This window comes from Chryseobacterium herbae, from assembly GCF_025154075.1.
GTDB classification, from domain to species: domain Bacteria; phylum Bacteroidota; class Bacteroidia; order Flavobacteriales; family Weeksellaceae; genus Chryseobacterium; species Chryseobacterium herbae.
The window spans coordinates 182,837-203,459 of the sequence record NZ_JAOAMU010000001.1 but is presented as its reverse complement, the minus strand read 5'-3'; the positions used below and the strand labels follow the sequence as shown (position 1 = coordinate 203,459).

Annotated in this window: 15 protein-coding genes and 1 tRNA gene; 11 read left to right on the top strand and 5 right to left on the bottom strand. The window is 38.9% G+C overall.

Translation table 11 applies throughout. The features are described from left to right. The first annotated feature begins 25 nt into the window (after positions 1–25). The 7 genes from N0B48_RS00880 (at position 26) to N0B48_RS00850 (ending at position 9,962) form a co-directional block, all read left to right on the top strand. The gene (locus tag N0B48_RS00880) at positions 26–3,334 is read left to right on the top strand and encodes a TonB-dependent receptor (protein WP_259835786.1); all 3,309 of its coding nucleotides are present in this window, start codon (positions 26–28) and stop codon (positions 3,332–3,334) included. Between the two features lie 51 nt (positions 3,335–3,385). Continuing rightward, positions 3,386–4,693: a beta-helix domain-containing protein gene (locus N0B48_RS00875; protein WP_259835783.1), complete on the top strand. Its 1,308-nt coding sequence runs from the start codon at positions 3,386–3,388 to the stop codon at positions 4,691–4,693. 334 nt (positions 4,694–5,027) lie between these two features. Then, positions 5,028–6,341, top strand: coding sequence for a beta-helix domain-containing protein (locus N0B48_RS00870; RefSeq protein ID WP_259835781.1), 1,314 nt, complete (start codon positions 5,028–5,030; stop codon positions 6,339–6,341). A 70-nt stretch (positions 6,342–6,411) separates the two neighbouring features. After that, positions 6,412–7,335, top strand: coding sequence for a T9SS-dependent choice-of-anchor J family protein (locus N0B48_RS00865; RefSeq protein ID WP_259835779.1), 924 nt, complete (start codon positions 6,412–6,414; stop codon positions 7,333–7,335). 212 nt (positions 7,336–7,547) lie between these two features. Beyond that, the gene (locus tag N0B48_RS00860; RefSeq protein ID WP_259835776.1) at positions 7,548–8,288 is read left to right on the top strand and encodes a hypothetical protein; all 741 of its coding nucleotides are present in this window, start codon (positions 7,548–7,550) and stop codon (positions 8,286–8,288) included. 14 nt (positions 8,289–8,302) lie between these two features. Beyond that, the gene (locus N0B48_RS00855) at positions 8,303–9,652 is read left to right on the top strand and encodes a S41 family peptidase (protein WP_259835775.1); all 1,350 of its coding nucleotides are present in this window, start codon (positions 8,303–8,305) and stop codon (positions 9,650–9,652) included. Between the two features lie 37 nt (positions 9,653–9,689). Then, the gene (locus tag N0B48_RS00850) at positions 9,690–9,962 is read left to right on the top strand and encodes a hypothetical protein (protein ID WP_223609435.1); all 273 of its coding nucleotides are present in this window, start codon (positions 9,690–9,692) and stop codon (positions 9,960–9,962) included. A gap of 308 nt (positions 9,963–10,270) precedes the next feature. Here the strand turns inward: N0B48_RS00850 and lpxD are convergent, their stop codons facing one another. The 5 genes from lpxD to N0B48_RS00825 all read right to left on the bottom strand — a co-directional run bounded on the left by lpxD (position 10,271) and on the right by N0B48_RS00825 (position 18,363). Beyond that, on the bottom strand, positions 10,271–11,263 hold the full coding sequence (gene lpxD, locus N0B48_RS00845; RefSeq protein WP_259835771.1) for a UDP-3-O-(3-hydroxymyristoyl)glucosamine N-acyltransferase: 993 nt from the start codon (positions 11,261–11,263) through the stop codon (positions 10,271–10,273). A 448-nt stretch (positions 11,264–11,711) separates the two neighbouring features. Next, positions 11,712–11,906, bottom strand: coding sequence for a bacteriocin-like protein (locus N0B48_RS00840; protein WP_259835769.1), 195 nt, complete (start codon positions 11,904–11,906; stop codon positions 11,712–11,714). Between the two features lie 284 nt (positions 11,907–12,190). Then, positions 12,191–13,234, bottom strand: coding sequence for a phytase (locus N0B48_RS00835; protein ID WP_259835768.1), 1,044 nt, complete (start codon positions 13,232–13,234; stop codon positions 12,191–12,193). Positions 13,235–13,238: 4 nt separating this feature from the next. Then, positions 13,239–16,049, bottom strand: coding sequence for a TonB-dependent receptor (locus tag N0B48_RS00830; protein ID WP_259835766.1), 2,811 nt, complete (start codon positions 16,047–16,049; stop codon positions 13,239–13,241). A gap of 394 nt (positions 16,050–16,443) precedes the next feature. Then, the gene (locus tag N0B48_RS00825; RefSeq protein WP_259835764.1) at positions 16,444–18,363 is read right to left on the bottom strand and encodes a S8 family serine peptidase; all 1,920 of its coding nucleotides are present in this window, start codon (positions 18,361–18,363) and stop codon (positions 16,444–16,446) included. 426 nt (positions 18,364–18,789) lie between these two features. Here N0B48_RS00825 and N0B48_RS00820 point away from each other — a divergent pair, with 426 nt between their 5' ends. The 4 genes from N0B48_RS00820 (at position 18,790) to N0B48_RS00805 (ending at position 20,526) form a co-directional block, all read left to right on the top strand. Beyond that, positions 18,790–19,362 (top strand): DUF6624 domain-containing protein, encoded by a 573-nt coding sequence (locus N0B48_RS00820; protein WP_259835762.1) that lies wholly within the window; start codon positions 18,790–18,792, stop codon positions 19,360–19,362. 107 nt (positions 19,363–19,469) lie between these two features. Then, the gene (locus N0B48_RS00815) at positions 19,470–19,817 is read left to right on the top strand and encodes a hypothetical protein (RefSeq protein ID WP_259835759.1); all 348 of its coding nucleotides are present in this window, start codon (positions 19,470–19,472) and stop codon (positions 19,815–19,817) included. 4 nt (positions 19,818–19,821) lie between these two features. Then, positions 19,822–20,253 carry a hypothetical protein gene (locus tag N0B48_RS00810; RefSeq protein WP_259835756.1) on the top strand — a complete coding sequence of 144 codons (432 nt, stop codon included), beginning with the start codon at positions 19,822–19,824 and terminating at the stop codon, positions 20,251–20,253. 188 nt (positions 20,254–20,441) lie between these two features. Next, positions 20,442–20,526: transfer RNA gene (locus N0B48_RS00805), tRNA-Ser, on the top strand. The last annotated feature ends 97 nt before the right edge of the window (positions 20,527–20,623 follow it).

The window sequence follows — 20,623 nt, the reverse complement described above, 5'->3', positions numbered from 1 at the left end:
ACTTTTAATAAGAGAACTTGAACATATGAAAAGATTGAAATGCGGTCTTACCGTTGCGGCAGTATTTTTTACGGTAGCGGCCGAAGCACAGGAACTGGTCCAGAAAGTATCATTTGCTGTCCCGGCAAGCAGACCTCTCATTGAGGTACTGGAGGATTTTGCCGGAAAAACGGGAATGAGGCTGGCCTATTCTAAAATGGATATTAAGGAACTGAAAGTAAAAGGTGTAAAATGTGAAAATACTTCTGTCAACAACTGTCTTAAAGATATTACAAGCGGACTTCCGGTAGCATTCCGCCTCCGTGGAGACCTGATTTCAATAAAATATGAAGGAAACGGCATCTCGGTAACAGGAGATGGAAAAATCTCAGGAAAAATAGTGGATGAAGTAGGAAATCCCGTTGCCGGAGCTGAAGTAACGGTAGCAAAGAAGACCATCTTAACGGATAACAATGGTGATTTTGTAGTGGATGTTCCTTCAGGAATCTATACCCTTACTGTAAAAGCTTCAAAATATAGCCCATTGAGGGTAGAAAAACTATCAGTCAATAACAATGAAACCAGTACGGTATCATTTGCAATGAAGCAGGCATCGGATAAGATAACAGATATTAAAGAAGTCGTTCTTACGGCAACCCGAAAAGCAGATACTCAGGCAGGACTTCTGGCCCAACAGAAAAAAGCGGCTCAGATGAGTGACGGAATCTCAGCTGAACAGATCGCAAAAACGCCTGATAACGACGTTGGGGGAACATTGAAAAGAGTAACGGGAATCACGACCATCGACAATAAATATGTAGTGGTACGTTCCATGGGAGAGCGGTGGAATACAGCTGCCATGGACGGGATCAATCTTCCAAGTACTGAGGCTTATAACCAGAACTTTTCATTTGATATTATTCCCACAGCAATGGTGGAAAGCATCGTGGTGAGCAAAACAGCAACACCGGATATGAATGCCAGTTTTGCTGGTGGTTATGTAGAAGTAAGAACCAAAGATATTCCCAATGAAAATTTTACCACGGTAAGCGTAGGAACTTCTTATAATGACCAGTCGGCGTTTAAAGAATTTCTGACCCGTAAGCAAGGGAAATATGATTATTTCGGATATGATGACGGAACAAGAGATTTTCCTAAAGGCCTTGAACCGACCGACTGGAACAATCCCTTATTTTTTGAACAGTCAAAAAGATTTACCAATGACAACTTCAGCACTTTCAAAACAAAAGCTGATATGGGATCCAATCTGCAGTTGGCACTGGGAAGAACCTTTGCCCTTAAAAATAACAACAAATGGGGATTTGCAGGAGCATTTACGGTAAGAAACGAGCAGAATAAACTGGATATTGACCATACGGGAAGAGGAAACTGGCTGGACACCACAGCTCCATACGATCCTAACTGGCAGGCAAATGGAACTGATCCCATCGTATTTTACAATTTTAAAAACAAAGGAGCTTCCTATAATTATAATTCTACGCTGGCGGGAATGTTGAATTTCGGATTACAGCTGGGGAAAAACAGAATTTCCTTCCGTAATTCATACACGCACATCTATGACAATACACTGACCCGTGTTACAGGCTGGAATGAATATACAGGAGGAAGCGGAATGGCCGCCAATGCGGAAGCATCCTATAATTATTTCTACAACGGAATTATTCCCAATAATGATCCTGCACAGATCAAATCTCTGGACAAACCGTATACCGATAATACCAATTATCCTATTTATCAGACGCTTTTGCAGAACAAACTGGAGGGAAATCACAAAATCGGAAATGTAGATATCAACTGGTTTGCAGCAAGGACAGGCGTGAAATCTGATACTAAAGACTACACGCAGTATCTGAGCCAATATGATTTCGTGGGAAGCGAGATTCTTACCTATCATATGGTATACAATTCAGCCTCTAATTTTTACAGGGGATATATCGCCAATAAAGAAACAGATTATAACTACGGAACTTCCCTGAAATGGAATTTGGATACGGGAAATTTTAAAACTGACATTAAAGCAGGCTATGCCGGTGTTATAAAAAATAATACCAATCAACAGCAGAAATTCTTTCTTCGGGTGGATGAAAACAGAGATGTTCCCAATAGTGAAAAAGGCTTTATATCGATGTATGGTTCTTTGAATCAATGGTTTGATGGTTCTAAATATGTTCCGGGAGGAATAGGCTGGCAAACAAAACCTATGTATAAAAATGACAAGTATGAAGGAAAAGTAACCCAAAATGCATTTTATGTCATGTTTGACAACAGGTGGAAGAATATATTCAGGTTGGTTTGGGGAGTTCGTGCGGAATATTTTAAATATGACCTTGTTTCTCAGCAGCTAGATTTGACGGATGATAAGATTATTACAAAAGCTCCTATTGATGATAAAGCATGGCAGTGGATGCCATCCTTAAATTTTACTTACAGTCCGACGAATAAGATTAATGTAAGACTGGCCTACAACAAAACAGTGATTCGTCCTCAGTTTAATGAAAGAACAGGGCTTCCGTATTTTGATCCGGTAGCCAACGGATTAATTTACAATACGGAAATGACCTCGTCAGTAGTCAATAATTATGATTTTAAATTTGAATGGTTTCCCGGTTTGGGAGAAATATTCTCTGCAGGATTATATTACAAGGATATCAACAAACCTATTGAACGTGAAGGGCGTCTTTCGGATGAGGGGAACCTATACCTTTATAATGGAAATTCCAAAAATGCAAAACTGAAAGGGGTAGAAGCAGAAGTACGAAAAAATCTTGGTTTTATCGCTGAAGGGTCTCTTTTAGAAAAGATGTATATCAGTGGAAATTTTACATACAACATAACGAAAGTAACCGCTTTTAAAGATCAATACAAAACAGGCGATAATGATAGAACCTATGAAGTGGAAAGACCCCTTTACGGACAGACTCCTTATGCCTACAATTTAGGAATGACCTACGACGGAAACCGTTTGGGAGCCAGTTTTTTATACAATGCCAAAGGAGATCAGTACATCACGGTAGGCTATGCATACAACGGTGAAGAGATCCAGCGTCCTTATGCCGTCGCAGATGCCCAGCTGTCCTATAAATTATTAAGAAATAGAAACCTGGAACTGAAATTCAATGTGAAAAATCTTTTTAACAGGGTGAAAGAATTCTATAATAATTTCAACTCTTATTCTGTGCCGAAAGGATCAGCAGGAAGTACTATATCAACAGAAAGGGAGGCCTGGGAATTGTTACCCGGTGCCACCAATAAATATGACAAAAATATAGATAAAATCATGTTTCGTGCCTACAGCGGAAGAACATTAGGTCTAAGTGTGAATTATACTTTTTAAAATCTGTTGAAACGGATAACCATATAAAGGATTGATTAAAAACTTACAACAATGAAAAAACTAATCTTAATAGCAGCAGCGGCACTTTCTATAGCCTGTCAGAATGAAAATTTAGCAGATTCTTCAGCTCCGTTCGGGATAAAAGCTTCCTCTGCAGAATATATTACAGTTTCTGAACTTCCTGTAACCGGCGTGAGTGGTAATATTACTTACAATACAACATGGAGTGGGATTATTGAAATCGATGGAATTGTAACGGTTAAAGATGGTGCTACATTAACAATTCTTCCTGGAACCTATATAAAAGCAAAACCAAATAACGGGAATAGTCCTACAGGAGTACTTGTAATATCAAAAACAGGGAGGATCAATGCACAAGGTACAGAATCGCAGCCTATTATTTTTACAAGTTATAAGCTGTTGGATGGAGATGAAAATACCACTGCGGCTCCAGGAGATTTTGGCGGGATTATCCTGTTGGGTGATGCTCCTACCAATGTTCCTTCTACAACGTCTGTTGAAGGTTTGAATATTGGTTACAGCGATTATTATTTCGGAGGGACTAATCCAGGCCATAATGCAGGAATAATGAAATACATACGTATAGAATTTGCAGGGTATGATTTTTTAGGGCCAAACTCCGGTAATGAAATTAATGCTCTATCACTAGCAGGGGTAGGAAACGGAACTACATTAGACCATATTCAGGTATCATACAGTAAGGACGATTCTTTCGAATTTTATGGAGGTACGGTCAATGCTTCAAATTTAATTTCTTTTGCTGCACAGGATGATAATTTCGATTTTGATAACGGATACACAGGAAATATTAACTGCGCACTTTCTCTGGCAGATTACAACTCTTTACATTCTTCGAATATGAGCGGTGGGGTTTCTGATTCTAATGGGATTGAACTTGATAATAACTCTACAGGTAGAGCTACAGAACCAATTACAAATCCTGTAATCAGCAATATGCTAATTATTGGAGTCAGAAGCGGAGGATCGTCACAAGGTGGAGCCTATGAAAACGGAATTCATATCAGAAGAAGTGGGAAATTAACATTAAATAATACGATAATAACGGGGTATCCCGTAGGAATCAAAGTAGAAGGGACAGGTTCAGAACTTTCTGCAGCATCTACTTTCAGCACGATTAAGGTACATGGATTTACAACTTCTGTTACAGGCTATGGAACAACATCAATTCCTACTGCTAACCTATTAGCAGGAACTTCAGTTTCACTTTGGGGGATGAGCCAGCCGTTCTTCAACGATGGACCATGGAATGTATCACCTAGAAACTGTGGGAACTTCCAGGGAATTTGGACAAAATATGACTTTTCAATTTTAGAGTAAAAAACTTTAAAGAAAGAAAATTCATTACTGATTTTCTGTTTTGAAAAGAATAAAATAAAAAGAGCTCATTGATGCAATGTACAGGTTTCGGAAACCTGAGAACGATCCGGATCAATACTGATGATGCGCACAGCAGTACAGGATCAATAAAAACCGGCCGCTGTTATTTTTTCCCGGACAGCAGCGGATAAGTAGGGAACCCCGGCAGGACAGCTCCTCCTGAAATGCAGGGTGATTATACAACCAAATCGCAGGAATATAGAGGCGGATGTTCCTAAATATTAAAAATTCGGTCATAAAAATAATATAACCGGGTCTACTAAAAATTATAACAATGAAAAAACTAACTTTAATTGCTGTTGCAGCATTATCTCTTACTGCTTGTCAAAATGATAACCTTGCAGATTCTTCTTCTCCTTTTGAAATGAAGCCTGCTTCTGCTGAGTACCTTACAGCTTCTTCTCTTCCTGTAACTACGGTAAGCGGTGATATTACTTCAAGCACTACATGGAGTGGTGTTGTAGAACTTGATGGTATTGTAACGGTGAAGAACGGTGCAGTATTAACTATTCAGCCGGGAACTTTCATTAAAGCAAAACCAAAGGCAGCCAATACCGCTACAGGAGTTTTAGTAATCTCTAAAACAGGTCAGATCAACGCTACCGGTACAGAATCTCAGCCGATTATTTTTACAAGTTATAAACTGTTAGATGGAGACGAAAACACAACGGCTGCTCCTGGAGATTTCGGTGGGGTGATTATCTTAGGTGATGCACCTGCCAATACACCTGATACTAAGACAATTGAAGGATTAACTGGTTCAGATTTTTATTACGGAGGTTCCAATGCATCTCACAACGGAGGTACATTGAAATATGTTCGTATTGAATTTGCTGGATTCGATCTTTTAGCGCCTAACTCAGGAAATGAGATCAACGGTCTTACTTTAGGAGGTGTTGGAAATGGTACTACTTTAGATCATATCCAGGTTTCTTACGGTAAAGATGACTCTTTCGAATTCTTCGGAGGTACAGTGAATGCTTCTAACCTGGTTTCTTTTGCTGCGGATGATGATAACTTTGACTTCGACAACGGGTACACAGGAACCATTACCAATGCACTTGCTTTAGCAGATACTAACTCTACACACAGTTTAAGTGGTGGTGTTTCTGATACGAACGGTATTGAATTGGATAATAACGCAACAGGTACTGCTACACCGTTGATCACCAATCCGGTAATCAACAATCTTACTATCGTAGGATCACGTACTAGTGTGTTATATACTACACCAACACCTTCAGGATCTTTTTATGAAAACGGTATTCACATCAGAAGAAACGGAAAATTAACGTTGAATAACGCTGTAGTGACAGGATATCCTGTTGGAATCAAAGTAGAAGGTACAGGTTCTGAACTTACTTCAGCTTCTAACCTAAGCTCAATCCAGGTACACGCATTTACAACTGCTGTTACAGGTACAGGTACATCAGGAATTCCTGCTGCCAACCTATTGACAGGAACTACCGCTTCATCTTGGGGTATGAGCCAGCCGTTCTTCAACGAAGGACCATGGAACGTATCTCCTAGAAATGGTGGAAACTTCCAGGGAACATGGACTAAATATGACTTCTCTATTGTAGAATAAAACATTAAATGCAGGGGAAGCTTCCCATGTCTTTCCCTGCTTTTTTTTAAAATCTCTAATAATCTGTATTATGAAAAAACTATTTTTATTATCTATTGTATTGGTATCTCAGGCAGCAGCAGCGCAGCTTCAGGTATGGAGCAATTCTTTTGATACACCCGCTGATCTTCAGGGATGGACTACCCATGACCTTAACAATAACGGAAACGGATGGGTACAGGGACAAAATATTTATTTAAGCGGTACCGCTCTCACGTATGGTACTTCCGGGACGCTTCGCTATTCCACAAGTCTGGTTCCTTCAGGTACAGTTCCAAGCCTTGCTACTGAAAACGACTGGATCATTTCTCCACAGATCAATCTGGAAGGAGCATCCGGAACCATCAATCTGGCAGCGTATATCGGAAGACAGAGAACCACACATCTTAATTTCGGACGTGATTTGTTTATTTATGTAAGCACTCCTCAGAAGCCCGTTCCTACATTGGCCGACTTTCAGGCAATGACCGTAGATGGAAGTGGAAATGACATTCCAAGTCCGTACAGAATTATAGCCGGAACGCTCAGCAACCCTTTTCCAGCTGATCTTACTCAGTTTAAAGAAAACCTTATAGATATTTCTGCTTTTGCCGGTAAAAAGATCTACATCGCGATGTGGTCTAACAGAAAAACGACAGGAAACAATCTGCAGAATATTAACATCGATGAAATGGCGATTTATGCTTCAACATTTTTGGGAACAAAGGATGTAAAGAAGAACGAAAATTTAACTAAAATAAAGGAAAATCCGGTAAAGGAATTCCTTCAGCTTCAACTGAATCCAGGCTTTAATGAAAATAAAACTGAGGTGAATATCTACAGTGTAGCCGGACAGAAAGTGCTTTCAGTACCTTATAACAGATCTGTGAATGTAGCTTCATTGCAGGCAGGAATGTACATCGCTGAAGTTTCTGACGGAAAAACAACGGAAAGGCTGAAGTTTATCAAAAAATAACCAAACAGTCATTATCCACCCACCTACAGAGCATTCTGCAGGAATTGACATGAAAACTTTAATCGGTCAAAAATGATTTGAAGCTTCCCCGCAGAGACTTTTTTGACCATAAACATATCTGACTTAGTTTTTTTATAATTATCCTATTGTCCCGCTTATCAACGGGCGGGGCAATATTTCTAAGTCCGGTTTTATAATTTAAATTTATATAAATGAATAAGTTCATTGCACTTTTACTTTTCACTCTATTCGTTTCCTGTGCAGACAGCAGCGTAATGCAGCCGTTTGATAAATCTCAGAAACCTGCTCAGGTTAATATCAAAGGATATTCAAAGCCGGACGTTCTTCAGCTGAGATTGAACGGAATACCGGTATCCATCAACGGAAGCACTTCTTACACCAATAAAATAGAAACAAGAATTGATTTTGTCTTAGATGAAGGCGAAACAGACAGACTTGGAATCTACAACACTGAAACGGGTGCTGAGGTAGCCCATTATAATATGACCTACAATAATATCGACGATTACAAAACCCTGAACTTCTTCAATCTTCCTGGAATCTTTCTTCAGGCCTCAGCCGTAAAACCACAGGTTAATCTGGGAAAAGTAGGATTTGAATTCATTTTTCCAAACTTAGGTGAGTATTCCGGTACCACATTAGCCAATGTAAAAGGAATTCTGAAAAGAGAAAATGGAGTAGTGCTGGCAGAATTTGACAACATTGGGAAGAAGAGTTTTACAGAGGTGAAAATATATAGCTATTTCAGTAATACAGCACCGGTTTATCTTGAGCTCTATAAACCCGGAACTTCCACTCCCTATATCGGATCTGAAATCATTAAAGTAAAAATAAAACAGGACATGGGAGCCAATCTGATCGTGATTCAGGAAAAAATGGAAAATGGTGTCCTTACGGTCAAAGGAGATATCGATGTAGCAGATTATCTGTAATACCAGTCGTTTCTATGAAGAAGTATATTTATTATCACCTGTTGCTGCTTGTTGCAGTTTCCCTATTGGTCTTATCATGCAATAATGATGATGAAGGGAGTCCCGGTTTCCCGGACGGAAGTACAGAATCTGTTAACCTTTGGGTGCAGGACAGCATGAGGCGTTACTATTACTGGGCAGATCAGATGCCGGGCAAACCGGATTACCATCTTCCTGTGAAAGATTTCTTTAAAAGTCTGCTGTCACCTCAGGACCGTTTTTCATTTGCGGTAGATACCCAGGATCCTTCTTCCTATCCGAGGTCTGTCCGGAATATGTATGGTTTTGATTACGCAGTAATACAGCTACCGAATGGAAATGTGGTGACCACAGTTAAACTGGTTATGAAAAACTCTCCGGCATTCAATTCGGGGCTGCAGAGAGGAATGATGATCACAAAGATCAGCGGCCAGGCTATTACGGCATCCAATGCAGAACAATTAACCTCATCAATTAAAGACCAAACCGTGATAGATCTTACGGTAGGAAACTGGAAAAACGGAACGGTTGCGGATGAAAAGAACATCAAAGTTTATTATGGATACTCTTTTGAACAGCCTTTGGAGTCAAAAATATTTGAAAAAAACGGTAAAAAGACAGGCTATCTCTACATCTACGATTTTCCGGATGGAATGACATCGGCGCTGAACCAGAAATTCGCTTTATTCAAAGCTTCCGGAGTGCAGGAGCTAATTGTGGATCTCCGTTACAATTACGGTGGTTCTGTATCTTCAGCTGCGGCACTCTGCTCCCTGATTCCTTCAAATATTACAGCATCGTCACCATTCATTATGTACAAAGGAAACAAAAACGGAGGTGAGGTGAAAAGAACATTTACCCAGCAGATTGCTTATGATCCCACTGCCCTCGATTTCAATACCCTTCGAGCGAACGCCCTGGGACTGAATAAAGTCTATGTTCTGAGTTCGAGTAGTACGGCTTCTGCATCAGAAATTGTGATCAATAATCTTAAACCTTATTTGCAGGTGGTTCAGGTAGGAGATGTAACGCTGGGTAAAGATATGGCCGGATTTATGGTGGAAGATAAACGAAAGCCTAAAAAGATTTCCTGGCAGCTTCATCCGGTGATTTATAAAGTTTTTAATGCCAATGGGGAAGGAGCTTACAGCAACGGAATTGCTCCACAGATTGCGGCCAGCGAATATGCCACATTGCCGCTGCTTCCATTGGGAGATTCAGAAGAAGCATTAATTTCATCAGCCCTGAACAGTATTTATTCAAAATCAGCAGGCAAAGATGCTTTGGACAAAGGCGTTAAAATTTTATTTCAGAGTGATACACCTTCTGCCGCCATCGGAAAGTAACCGTCCTTTTAAGCTTTAATACATAAATCAACAGCCTATGCAGGGAATAGAACCAAAATTTCACAGCAGCCTTACAGACCGGATGGAGTATTACCGCGGTCTCCTGAAGAAAACAGCTGGTACTTCGGATATCCAGCCTTCTGATATGATCTCGAAGATCTCGGAATTGAGTGAACTGTATGAAGATTATCTGGCCAATAAAAGACAATTGGAAAGAAGCATCAAAAATTACAGACAATATCATAATGATCTGCGTAAACAGCTGACTCTGCGGGTGCGGGAATTAAGACGGAAGACAAGGCAGAAATGATTTTTATTTAACCACAAAAGAAGTAAAATTTAAAAATAAATTTCTTTATATCAAAACTAATTTAACTGGAGAGAAATTAGTGGAAAAATTTATCTGTTATTCATATAATGATTACTATATCATTAAAAGGATTGGGGGGAAACTCTTTTTTTATACTTTAATTAATGGTAATGTAAAACAAGTTCAGTAATTCTGAAATACTAAAAACAAAAATAAGTTTTGATAGAAAAATCCCGTTCATACCATTCCATAAAAATAAAGCCACTGTTTTTTGCAGTGGTTATTTTTTAGTTGAAACTGTTATATAATTAACTATTTCCAGCAAGCCTTTTAATTGTAGCCCATTGTTTTAGGGTAGTACGCGCTTCAGCGGCAGGGTAGCCAAGATAGGTTTTACCTGCCGGCACATCACCTACAACACCGGATCCGGCGCCTATAATTGCACCACTACCAATAGTAGTGTGATCTTTAATAGAAGCGCTTCCGCCAATAATAACACGATCACCTAGGGTTACACTACCTGCAAGGCCACTGTTGCCCGCCATAATACAAAATTTGCCCAGTACACTATTGTGACCTATTTGAACAAGGTTGTCAATTTTGCAGCCATCACCAACAATAGTAGAACTGAATTTACCCCGGTCTACACATGCACCGGCACCAATTTCCACCCAGTCGCCAATGACAACATTACCAATTTGTGGAATCTTTGCCAATCCTCTTTCCGGACAAGGCCTGAACCCAAAACCATCGGCACCGATCGTTGAATTAGGATGTAATATCGTGTTTCTACCAATATGGCAGTTTTCCCGGATGACAACACCGCTCCATACCGTACTGTTTTTACCTACTGTGCTATGATCTAAAATAGTAGCGTTAGGGTAAATAGTCACATTGTCGCCTAGTTCTACATGAGGACCAATGTATGTGCCTGCACCGATATGGGTACCTTTGCCAACAATAGCGGTGGGATGCACCGATGCAGTAGGGTGAATATCTGTATCAAACTGAGGATGAAGAGGCGCAAACAATTCCAGAAGCTGACACATGGCAAGATCGGCATCATTAACTTTTATAAATGCCCTGTTGGTACCGGGTTGAATAGAGATGTCATTATTGACAACAGCTACCGATGCCTTACTCCCTTCCCAGAGTTTCTCATATTTTTTATGACCTATAAAAGTAATTTGATGATTACCGGCAAGTTCTATTTGCTCCGGAGAAGAAACTGAATGTGAAGTACTGCCCACTATATAACCTTTTAGTAGCGTATTGATTTCTAATACTGAAAATAATTTCATAAGAAGTTGTTTTTTTTGATCCGTGTCGTAATCAGGTGCTTCTCCAGGAAATTATCATAAACTAAACAAAAAAGTGATCAGCTTTCATGGTTGGTTTACGTGGGAAAATGTGTTAGTACAACGGTGAAAAGATACAATTATTTTAATACTAATGATTTTAATTGCTAAATTGTTTTGCAGAGCAGCAAATAAAAGTTCATTATAAAGAATGGAAGTGATTTATTATTTTGATTATCAATTGATTATGATTTTATTAATGTAGTGCTTTCAAATATTGATTAAACTTCTAACTACAATATAAAACGACATGTTTTGTAATTTATCTGTCCGATTTTAGACATCCAAACTTTCATAAATTGAAAAACCAGCTCCTAAAGCTGGCTTTTTATTGGATCACAGAACTTTAATTCTGCATTTTGTATTAAAAGAAAAGTTGATTTTTTTAAAATTAATTAGCAAACCATCCCTCATTGAAACAATAGCCTTGCTCTAAAAAATAACAGGTTTTTCCTGTGGCACTTTCACATTGTTCCTGTGAATCGTAAGGACGGTAGAACGGAGATCCAGGTCCCGGACATCCTTCTTTAGTTCCTCCCTTAACTGATTTTAAACCCTCTCTCGAAATTTTTGTAAGATTTTTCATGAATTATTTTTTTAGTTTTTCCTACTCTTTTATAAGCTTTTCAGATTCCGCTTTTATTTTGTCCCAAATTAGTGATTTTTTATATACGCGATCAAAATAAATATAAAAATGATTGTAATAAATTAATTTACTGTTTTGGTTTTTAGGATATTGGTAACTTTTTGTTTGTTATAATCAATCATTATACTATAAATGGTCACTGATGCTGATCAAAAAGCCACCGCAATTGCAGTGGCTAATTATCGCTCTAAAGAGCAAATTATGCCTGTGAAAATGTAATTATTCTACTTTGATTCAGAAATAGTGGTTTGTTCGGCAGCTTTAATTCTCTCCTCAATAATCCTCCAGTCATAAAAATGGAAGACTTTTCCATTACTCATCGCTACAAATACCCCCTTAGGAAATTTAGGTCCTAAATTCACATTCGTCACCTCTGAACCGTCGCTTTCACTGGTAGAAACCGGGATTTCTGCAATTTTTCCCTTTGCCGGATCTTCTCTCAGATATACATTAAAAGTATCTTTCTGTTGGTTGGAAACCAGAATATAACCTGTTTGGGCAGAAGTAGGGTAGATGGAGATACCTTCCACATCAGATTTAAAATCACCCTTTCCGAAAACCAGAAGTTCTTCATTTCCTTTCGCTGGATCTGCGTAATACTGATGCACACCAAATTGCTCATCAGAATAATAAATATACCCCATTTCATCATCTACAGCAATGCTTTCGATCTCTTTCAGTCCGCTGTATTTTCCAAATTTACGGACAACTTCACCTGTGATTTTTCCATCTTTTTCAGAAAGTTGATACTGCCAAAGATAACCGTCAGCCGGACCGGATTTTCTTCCTACCACAGCATAGATTTCTCCTGTTGACGGGTTTTTATACATTGAAATTCCCATCGGATCATGCTCCGCTTCACCATCAAATACGGTAAATTGGCCTACTTCTTTAAGATCAGGAAGACGGTAGAGTTTTACGGTATTGGTTTCCCTTTCGGTAACGGCTGCAATGTCCGTTTTCTTTCCGTTCAGCATAAAGCCATATTCCAGATCTACATTGTTTGGACGTTTTAATCCCGGAACTTTATTGATGATTTTTCCGTTCAGATCGAAGGCATAAAGTCCACCATCTGTATCTTTATCGGTTCCGATCACGAGACTTTTTGAGGCATCTTCAGGATTGATCCAGATCGCCGGATCATCAGTATCATGCATAACGGTTTCTGTGATAACGGAAGGTTTTATGTTTTTTCCTAAATGTTGAGTGTTGCAGCTTACCACAAAAGGTAAAACTGAAACAGCGAATATGTATGGGATCTTTTTCATGCGTTTAAAAATCAAATTTTACTCCTAAAGTGAACCTCGGTCTGTAATATTCCACCTGTGCCGTTCTGCTCTGAATTCCCTGATAATAACGTAACGGCTGATTTGTCAGATTATTTGCCTCTGCAAAAACTCTCAGCTGGTTTGTAATCTTGTATGAAGCATTGGCGTCAAGGAAAACCTGCTTATCATAATAACGGTCTTCAAATGATTTACCACCCAGTTCATCAATATAATGAGAAGCATAATTCATAGAAACCCTCACCGAAAAACGTTTATTTTCCCAGGAAAGCGATCCGTTGAACATATGCGGTGCAGCGCCCGGAAGACCTACATCCGTTCTTTCTACACCATCTTCATTAGTAATTCCTTTAGCTTTGGATTTTGTATAAGTATAGTTAACATAGACTCCAAGGCCTTTCCAGAAAGCTCCCGGAATAAAGTCCAGCTGTCTCTGAAGCGCAACTTCAAAACCGTAAATGTCTACATTGTCACCATTGCGCTGCTGGGTAAATCTCCAGTTATTTTCTCCCGCAGGAATAGGGTTGGACTGGCCCGCAAAATCATTCGCGAAATCCCCGGCGGTATAATTTCTTCTCGAAGACGTGTAAATAAAGTCTTTAAGGTTCTTGTAAAAAAGACCTCCTGAAAGAATCCCCACCGACTTAAAGTATTTCTCCGCCATAAAATCAAAATTATAAGCATACGTTGCCTTTAAATCGGGATTTCCTGCTGCAATGGTTTCATCTGCAGAAATAACATTAAGATAAGGAACCAGTGAATAGTAATTCGGACGGGCCAAAGCTGTTGTAAATGCCGCACGAAGCACCAGATCCTGAACCGGAACATATTTGAAAGACAAATTAGGAAGCACATTGGTATAGGTGTTGGTTCGGTTGATTTTTCCTGCCAGATCGTCCTCATCCAACACATAATTTCCGGTATAATCAATTTTTGTTGTTTCAAAGCGCGCGCCAACGATCATTGAGAATTTGTCATTGAAATCCTGATCCCACCTTACGTATCCTGCATAAATATTCTCCTTCGCGGTATAATTACTGGAAAGGAATTCTTCAGGTTTTGATTCTCCTTTAAATAAATTAGGATTAAACAGATCTAAACCACCGATGTACGAAGGATTCACGAAAGTTCCCGGAACATAATTCCCAGGTTGGAAATTTTGACCGTCAAAATGAAGCGTGGGAACAGACAGCAGGCTTCCCATATTATTTAAAGGTTCAAAAGCATAATAATCATTGTTTCGTTCTTTTTCTTTTAAACGCAAACGCAAACCTGCACGAAGCCTTCCTTTTTGATTTTCAATAACGGAAAATGGAAAACGGACATTCACCTTGGCTCCAAACTCTTTTTCCTGTGTAAAACTATTCGAATCCGAAAGATCGCTTAATTGATAAACGCCCAGATTATCTGCAGAAAGGGGAGTGATCATCGGTCTTCCCGGATCGCCCAGGTCAGAAGAGAAATTCATTTTTGCATTTTCAAACTCTATATATCGTTCATGAGGCTTCTTTTCGCTTGCTGTGGCATAGTTCATAGACCAGTCAAGATCGATTTTTGAACCCAGAAGATGTTCTCCTCTTAAAGCATAATTCTGTACTTTTTGTCTTTCCAGACGCGTGTTGTCATTGTCTGCATCTCCGCCTTTATTCTGTCGGGTAATACTTCCTTTCCAGCCTGTAACTTCGGTTTCATCACTATTATAAACAGGTTTTATTTTATAGCCTAATGCAAAACGGTTTTCCTTATCCGTTCGGAAATTGTACATCGCTGAAGCGTAGATCTTGTTCTTGGAATTAAATTCATAATCCATATTCAGATCAAAACTGTGTCTGATGCGGTGCTCATTATAATAACGGACACCCATTTTGCTGATATAAGCAGTCTGTGCAGCATCATTCGCAAGGCTCCATGTTGGTTCAATATTGTCTGAGCCGAAATTATTGTTGTTATAGGAGAAACTCAAAACAGCGCCCAGTTTCTTATTTAAAAAACGGTTCCCATAAACGAATCCGGCCGTATAATTTCCTTTTTCACGGATCGGATTATATCCTCCGGCTAATGTTGCTGATATTCTTTGTCCGTTAGGAGAAGCTCTGGTGATGAGATTTACAGAACCACCGATAGCGTCGGCATCCATATCGGGAGTCAGGGTTTTATTAACCTCAATGGTAGAGATCATATCTGATGGAATAAGGTCCATCTGAACATTACGGTTGTCACCTTCTGCGGATGGAATTCTGTCGCCGTTTAAAGTTACGGAGTTCAGATTAGGAGCCAGACCACGGATAATCAGATTCCTTGCTTCACCCTGATCGTTCTGTATCGTGATTCCGGGAACGCGCTTTAAGGCATCCCCGATATTGGCGTCAGGAAAACGTCCGATCTGGTCAGACGAAATCACATTGGTGATGTTGGCATTGTTTTTTTGTTTGTTCAGTGCTCTTGCCTGATTTTTAAGAGTAGATCCCGTGACTACCACTTCCGCAATAGTTGTTTCTTTTTTGGTAAAAATAATGTTCTGCCTTGTATTCTTTTCAGATTCTACATTTACATTATATTCACTGGTTCCATAACCCAGATAATCTACTTTCATGGTATAATTTCCTGGAGGAACATTCAGAAAAACAAAGTTCCCATGATCATCAGAGGTAGTATAGATATTTCCCGGGATCAGAGAGATTTTTGCACCTGGCAGCGATAGTTTTGAATCATCATTTATATTTCCGGAGACAGTCCCGGTTTGTGCATAGAAAAATAAGGACGCACAAAATAAAACAGAGGTAAAAATTTTCTTCACTTTATTACAGTATATTAAATCTGAACAAAATTAAACGTCTGTTTGGAAAGTGACCTGAAATATAGATTACGATTGTTTTAAGGATTTGTGAACAGTTTGCTGAAATAGGAGTGCATTAACTTAGAGCATAAAAAACCGGCCAGGTGTAAATTAAATTATTCATCCCGGCCGGTTAAAAAAAATACTTTAGAAAATTGCTTAAATCTAACTTTTGATATAATATTGTTTTAATGAATTTTTGAGAACGTTTCCGGTTTTGAAATAAAGGTTTCTGTCTTCATGGTAACATCAATTGTAATCTTCGGGAAAAAAACCGGCCATGAAGTAACCCAATCACTCTTCTGGCCGGCTAAAAAAAATATATTAAAATTTGCTATAATGAAACTAGTCAAAACTATTGTTTTATAAACTTCTCACTTTGAGTGTTAGCCCCGTCATTGACTGAAATAATATAGGTGCCTGTTGCAATCTTGGAAATGTCAATTTTGTTTTCCCCATTGACAGCAACCTGATTTAATACCAGTTTTCCTGATTCGTCAAAAATCCTGATTGAAGCTTTTTTATCTTTTAAATTCAAGCGGACATTAATTTCATTTTGGGCAGGATTAGGATAGATCTTCAAGACATCTGACCGGTTGCTTGTTTCTGTAAAAACCTCCGATTTTGTTGTTTTTAAAATAACAGGAGCTATTGTCCTTCCGGTTACGATAAGCGTATAGTTTTGTGATCCGCCTGTTAAAGTCCCTTTATGATTGATCACTACAGAATATTTGCCGGCAGGAATGACACCAGCATCTACACGTTCAAAATTGTCACTGTTATTGTCTTGTTTGGCATTGGTCGATCTGGTTGTAAGGGCCCATGGATAATAGATTGTTTGCCCGTTTTCGCTTACAATACGAAGATCAAGATCGTTGACAAGTCTTTTGGTTGTGCTGTTCAGATCACTGCTGGTTTGTATTGTCCCTGGAAGGTCATACCATGAGATTGAAGCCGTCACAGGATTGATCCCATCGGAATTAATTGTCACAGTTTCTGTGGTACTGCCGGTTAACTTTTTATCAGTAATAAGTGCTGTGGTACTTCGGTTACTGATGGTTTCCGCCATTCTTTTTGCGTTCAACAAGCCCCATCCGAAATTGGCATCAGGTCCGCTATCTCCGGCATCATCTGCGGTGTGAAGGGCAAGACCTTTCAATGCCGCTCCCAGCATATAGCTTCCTGTTTGGTTTTTGAAATGTTCATTCACCAATACCAGTGTTCCCGATACATTGGGGGTAGCCATTGATGTTCCGGTTTTATTGGCGTAGGTATTATCAGAATTTGATAAACAGGAATAGAGTGAGGTTCCATTACCCGTAATATCCGGTTTAATACGCAGATCGTCAGTAGGTCCCTGGCTGCTGGAAGCGTTTATAGATACGGATACAAGGTTACCGTTGGCATCAATTACTGCATCCTTTGCATTAGCCACAACAATGGTATTTTTGGCATTAGAAGTATCTGTAAGATTATCAAAAACAGCTGTGGTGCCTCCAAACGGAGTCTCATTATAACCTTTATTACCATCATTGCCCGCGGAATTGCAAATGACATAATAGGGTGCATTGAATAAAACATTGTCCATGTCTGCAGACTTTTTGATATAAGCTCCGAAATACCAGTCTGCTAAATTATCTCCGTCATACCCATAAGAATGGTTGGATATTAAAAGTCCGGCAGCGGCAGCGGTTGACATTTCTGAAATATCTGAACCAAAATCGTATGACTTAATCAATACTTTGGGGGCCATTCCTTTTGCTTTTGCTTCTGTTCCTACAGCAGCGATAATTCCGGTAACATGAGTAGAGTGGTCACTTAAATTAGTGACACCGTCACCTACTGTAACGCGACTTCCAAATTCCTGATGAGTTGTTCGTACTTTGCCGGAATCCCACACTCCGACAAGGATATTTTCACCTGCCAGATTCAATCCTAAAGAACCACCGGAATGTAAGTGATTGGTTCTTGTGGAGCTCGCAGCATCAACATTATTAGTAGCATAATAAATAGGACTTCCATCCTCTATTTTCATGAGTTCCTTCGTAGAGCCGTCATTATTACGGATGATAACAGGAATATTTTTTTTTCTGGCAAATTCCAGTGCTTCTTTTTTTTCACGGGCAAATTGTTCTGCACTTTCCTTAGATATTCTTCCAAGAACAGATACATTCGTTTCCCTGACAATTCGAGCCCTTTCTTCCTGAGTCTGAGCGTGTGTAATAGCGATACCAGCTGCCAGTAAAGCACTCAACAAAATAGATTTTTTTTTCATAAGCTTCTTTTTAGTTGTGTTCAAGAATGATAACTTACTCTGATCCAAATGTACTGTTTAGTGGACATGATTTTTATGTCTTGATGACTGAGTTAATAATAAATATTTATTAAATTGTTGATTTTTAGTATTTTGAATTATTTTTAGTTAACAAGAAAAATAAATCAGTAGCGATTTTTTTGTAAGTTTAAATACTCTTTTAAGTTGTCACTTGATCTTCATATCACTTAAAATAGAAATGAAAACGAGATGGTATAAAATCTTCATTCATAAGCATAGGTAAGCAGTCTGCTGTAATTTTCCTGCATGGCATTTCTTTTGAAGACAAACTTAATGAATAGAACGTGACAGCTTATTTAAATAATTGATGATTGATGAATGATCATTTATATTTAAGGAAGATGAACTGAATAAATTTCCTCCATAATGATGAATGACTTATTTTCAAAAGAATTAATTGCACTCGCTGAAAAAGACCTTTCCGTAAGAGAAAGGCTTGCTTCTGAAGGGAAACTTAACGGAGGGTATCATCCTGAAATGGAAGTCATCCACAGACAAAATGGAGAAAAGCTCCGGGAAGTGATCCGGGAAATCGGATTTCCGACCATTTCAAAAGTTGGGGCGGAGGCAAGCGATGCTGCATGGTTAATCATTCAGCATGCTATCGGTGAGCCGGAACTGATGAAATCATGTTACCACCTGATGGTTGAAAACAGGAATGATATTAAGCCGTCAAATATAGCTTACCTGTATGACAGAATCCAGGTTTTTCAAAGCCAACCCCAGCGATATGGTACGCAACTGACTTCGGAAGGAACGCCTTATCCGGTGGAAGATAAAAGCAGTCTGAATGAAGAGCGTCTGAAAGTAAACCTACCTCTATTTTCTCAAGAAGAAATAGATAGAATTCCCGGTGTGGAAAATATTCTTGAAATAGACGGGAAAGATACAGATTATAATGCGTGGAGAATTAAAACAGGATGGATTTCGGGCCATTAAGATATTACAGGATAAAAATAAATAAAATACCTTAGATTGACAATTTCCGAAAAATTCACCATTCATACATCATTCATTTGATGCATATTTGTATAAAAAGCAACCGAATGATTTTAAAAATAATCAACTCTTTATTTATCCTGACTGCTGTTTTTATGGGAATAAAGCAGGGAACGGCTATGTGGATGGGCAAGCCGGAAATAATCACTATGTTTGGAAAATGGAGCTTTAGCAAAACCGCATTGATGATCAATGGTGCGATAACCATTATCGCTGCGGTACTGATTTTATTTCCTAAAACTTTTTTATGGGGAAATTTCCTGATGGCTGCAGGAATATTGCTGATCATCTGTTTTCAGCTGCAGGACAGAGATTTTAAGGGAGCCATGATTGAAATTCCTTTTTTGCTTCTCAATCTGCTCATTATTTATTTTCAGCATCCTTTAAAACAGTAAAAATATGAAAAGAGACTTCCTTGTTACGGCTGTTTTTTGCCTGTCATGTGCAGCGTACGGACAAAAAATACAGGAAAAAGTGTCCCGGAAAATAATAACAACACAAAACCAAAAGAATATGGATTTATCAAAAATAACGGATGATGCAGTAAAGCAGGCCATACAGGCCCTGCAGGACGGCAATGAAAGGTGGTACGGATTCTTCATTGAAAATCCACTGATGACAGATGACGGCAATCCGGTAGATTTTAAATCTTTCTTTTCAAATGTTCTGGGAACGGAAAAATTTTTGAGTATCGACAAAGTGGAAAACGAGGGTAAAGATAATTACGGAAGTTTTCAGGCAGGGAAGTGGGGTACATTTCGTACGTACTTTAAATTTCATAAAAATAATGAAGGGAAATTCGACAAACTTGATATTGGCCAGGCAAAATAAATCAAATCCTTGAATTTTATTCTGTATCAGGTCATTGCAAATGCTCTCTGTGAAAGGGAATTCTGATAGGAAAGTGATGATTTACGCGGCCGGATAATATTTTTTCAGAAAGTGCTGAAAATATTTTGTCAGTTTCAAAAAACTTTATATATTTGCACCACTGAAAACGACGGTACAGCCGTTATTCAGGAGAGATGGCAGAGTGGTCGATTGCGATAGTCTTGAAAACTATTGACTGTAACAGGTCCGGGGGTTCGAATCCCTCTCTCTCCGCTGAAAAGCAAGAGTAAAACTCAAAAAATGCTTCAAAAGCTATTAAAACCTGCAATTATTTAAAATTGCAGGTTTTTTCTTTTTGCCAGTATTACAG

Excerpts from the sequence above, each read along its gene's own strand:
- N0B48_RS00880 (WP_259835786.1), top strand. The coding sequence starts at position 26 with ATGAAAAGATTGAAATGCGGTCTTACCGTTGCGGCAGTATTTTTTACG.
- N0B48_RS00875 (WP_259835783.1), top strand. The coding sequence starts at position 3,386 with ATGAAAAAACTAATCTTAATAGCAGCAGCGGCACTTTCTATAGCCTGT.
- N0B48_RS00870 (WP_259835781.1), top strand. The coding sequence starts at position 5,028 with ATGAAAAAACTAACTTTAATTGCTGTTGCAGCATTATCTCTTACTGCT.
- N0B48_RS00865 (WP_259835779.1), top strand. The coding sequence starts at position 6,412 with ATGAAAAAACTATTTTTATTATCTATTGTATTGGTATCTCAGGCAGCA.
- N0B48_RS00860 (WP_259835776.1), top strand. The coding sequence starts at position 7,548 with ATGAATAAGTTCATTGCACTTTTACTTTTCACTCTATTCGTTTCCTGT.
- N0B48_RS00855 (WP_259835775.1), top strand. The coding sequence starts at position 8,303 with ATGAAGAAGTATATTTATTATCACCTGTTGCTGCTTGTTGCAGTTTCC.
- N0B48_RS00850 (WP_223609435.1), top strand. The coding sequence starts at position 9,690 with ATGCAGGGAATAGAACCAAAATTTCACAGCAGCCTTACAGACCGGATG.
- lpxD (WP_259835771.1), bottom strand. The coding sequence starts at position 11,263 with ATGAAATTATTTTCAGTATTAGAAATCAATACGCTACTAAAAGGTTAT.
- N0B48_RS00840 (WP_259835769.1), bottom strand. The coding sequence starts at position 11,906 with ATGAAAAATCTTACAAAAATTTCGAGAGAGGGTTTAAAATCAGTTAAG.
- N0B48_RS00835 (WP_259835768.1), bottom strand. The coding sequence starts at position 13,234 with ATGAAAAAGATCCCATACATATTCGCTGTTTCAGTTTTACCTTTTGTG.
- N0B48_RS00825 (WP_259835764.1), bottom strand. The coding sequence starts at position 18,363 with ATGAAAAAAAAATCTATTTTGTTGAGTGCTTTACTGGCAGCTGGTATC.
- N0B48_RS00820 (WP_259835762.1), top strand. The coding sequence starts at position 18,790 with ATGATGAATGACTTATTTTCAAAAGAATTAATTGCACTCGCTGAAAAA.
- N0B48_RS00815 (WP_259835759.1), top strand. The coding sequence starts at position 19,470 with ATGATTTTAAAAATAATCAACTCTTTATTTATCCTGACTGCTGTTTTT.
- N0B48_RS00810 (WP_259835756.1), top strand. The coding sequence starts at position 19,822 with ATGAAAAGAGACTTCCTTGTTACGGCTGTTTTTTGCCTGTCATGTGCA.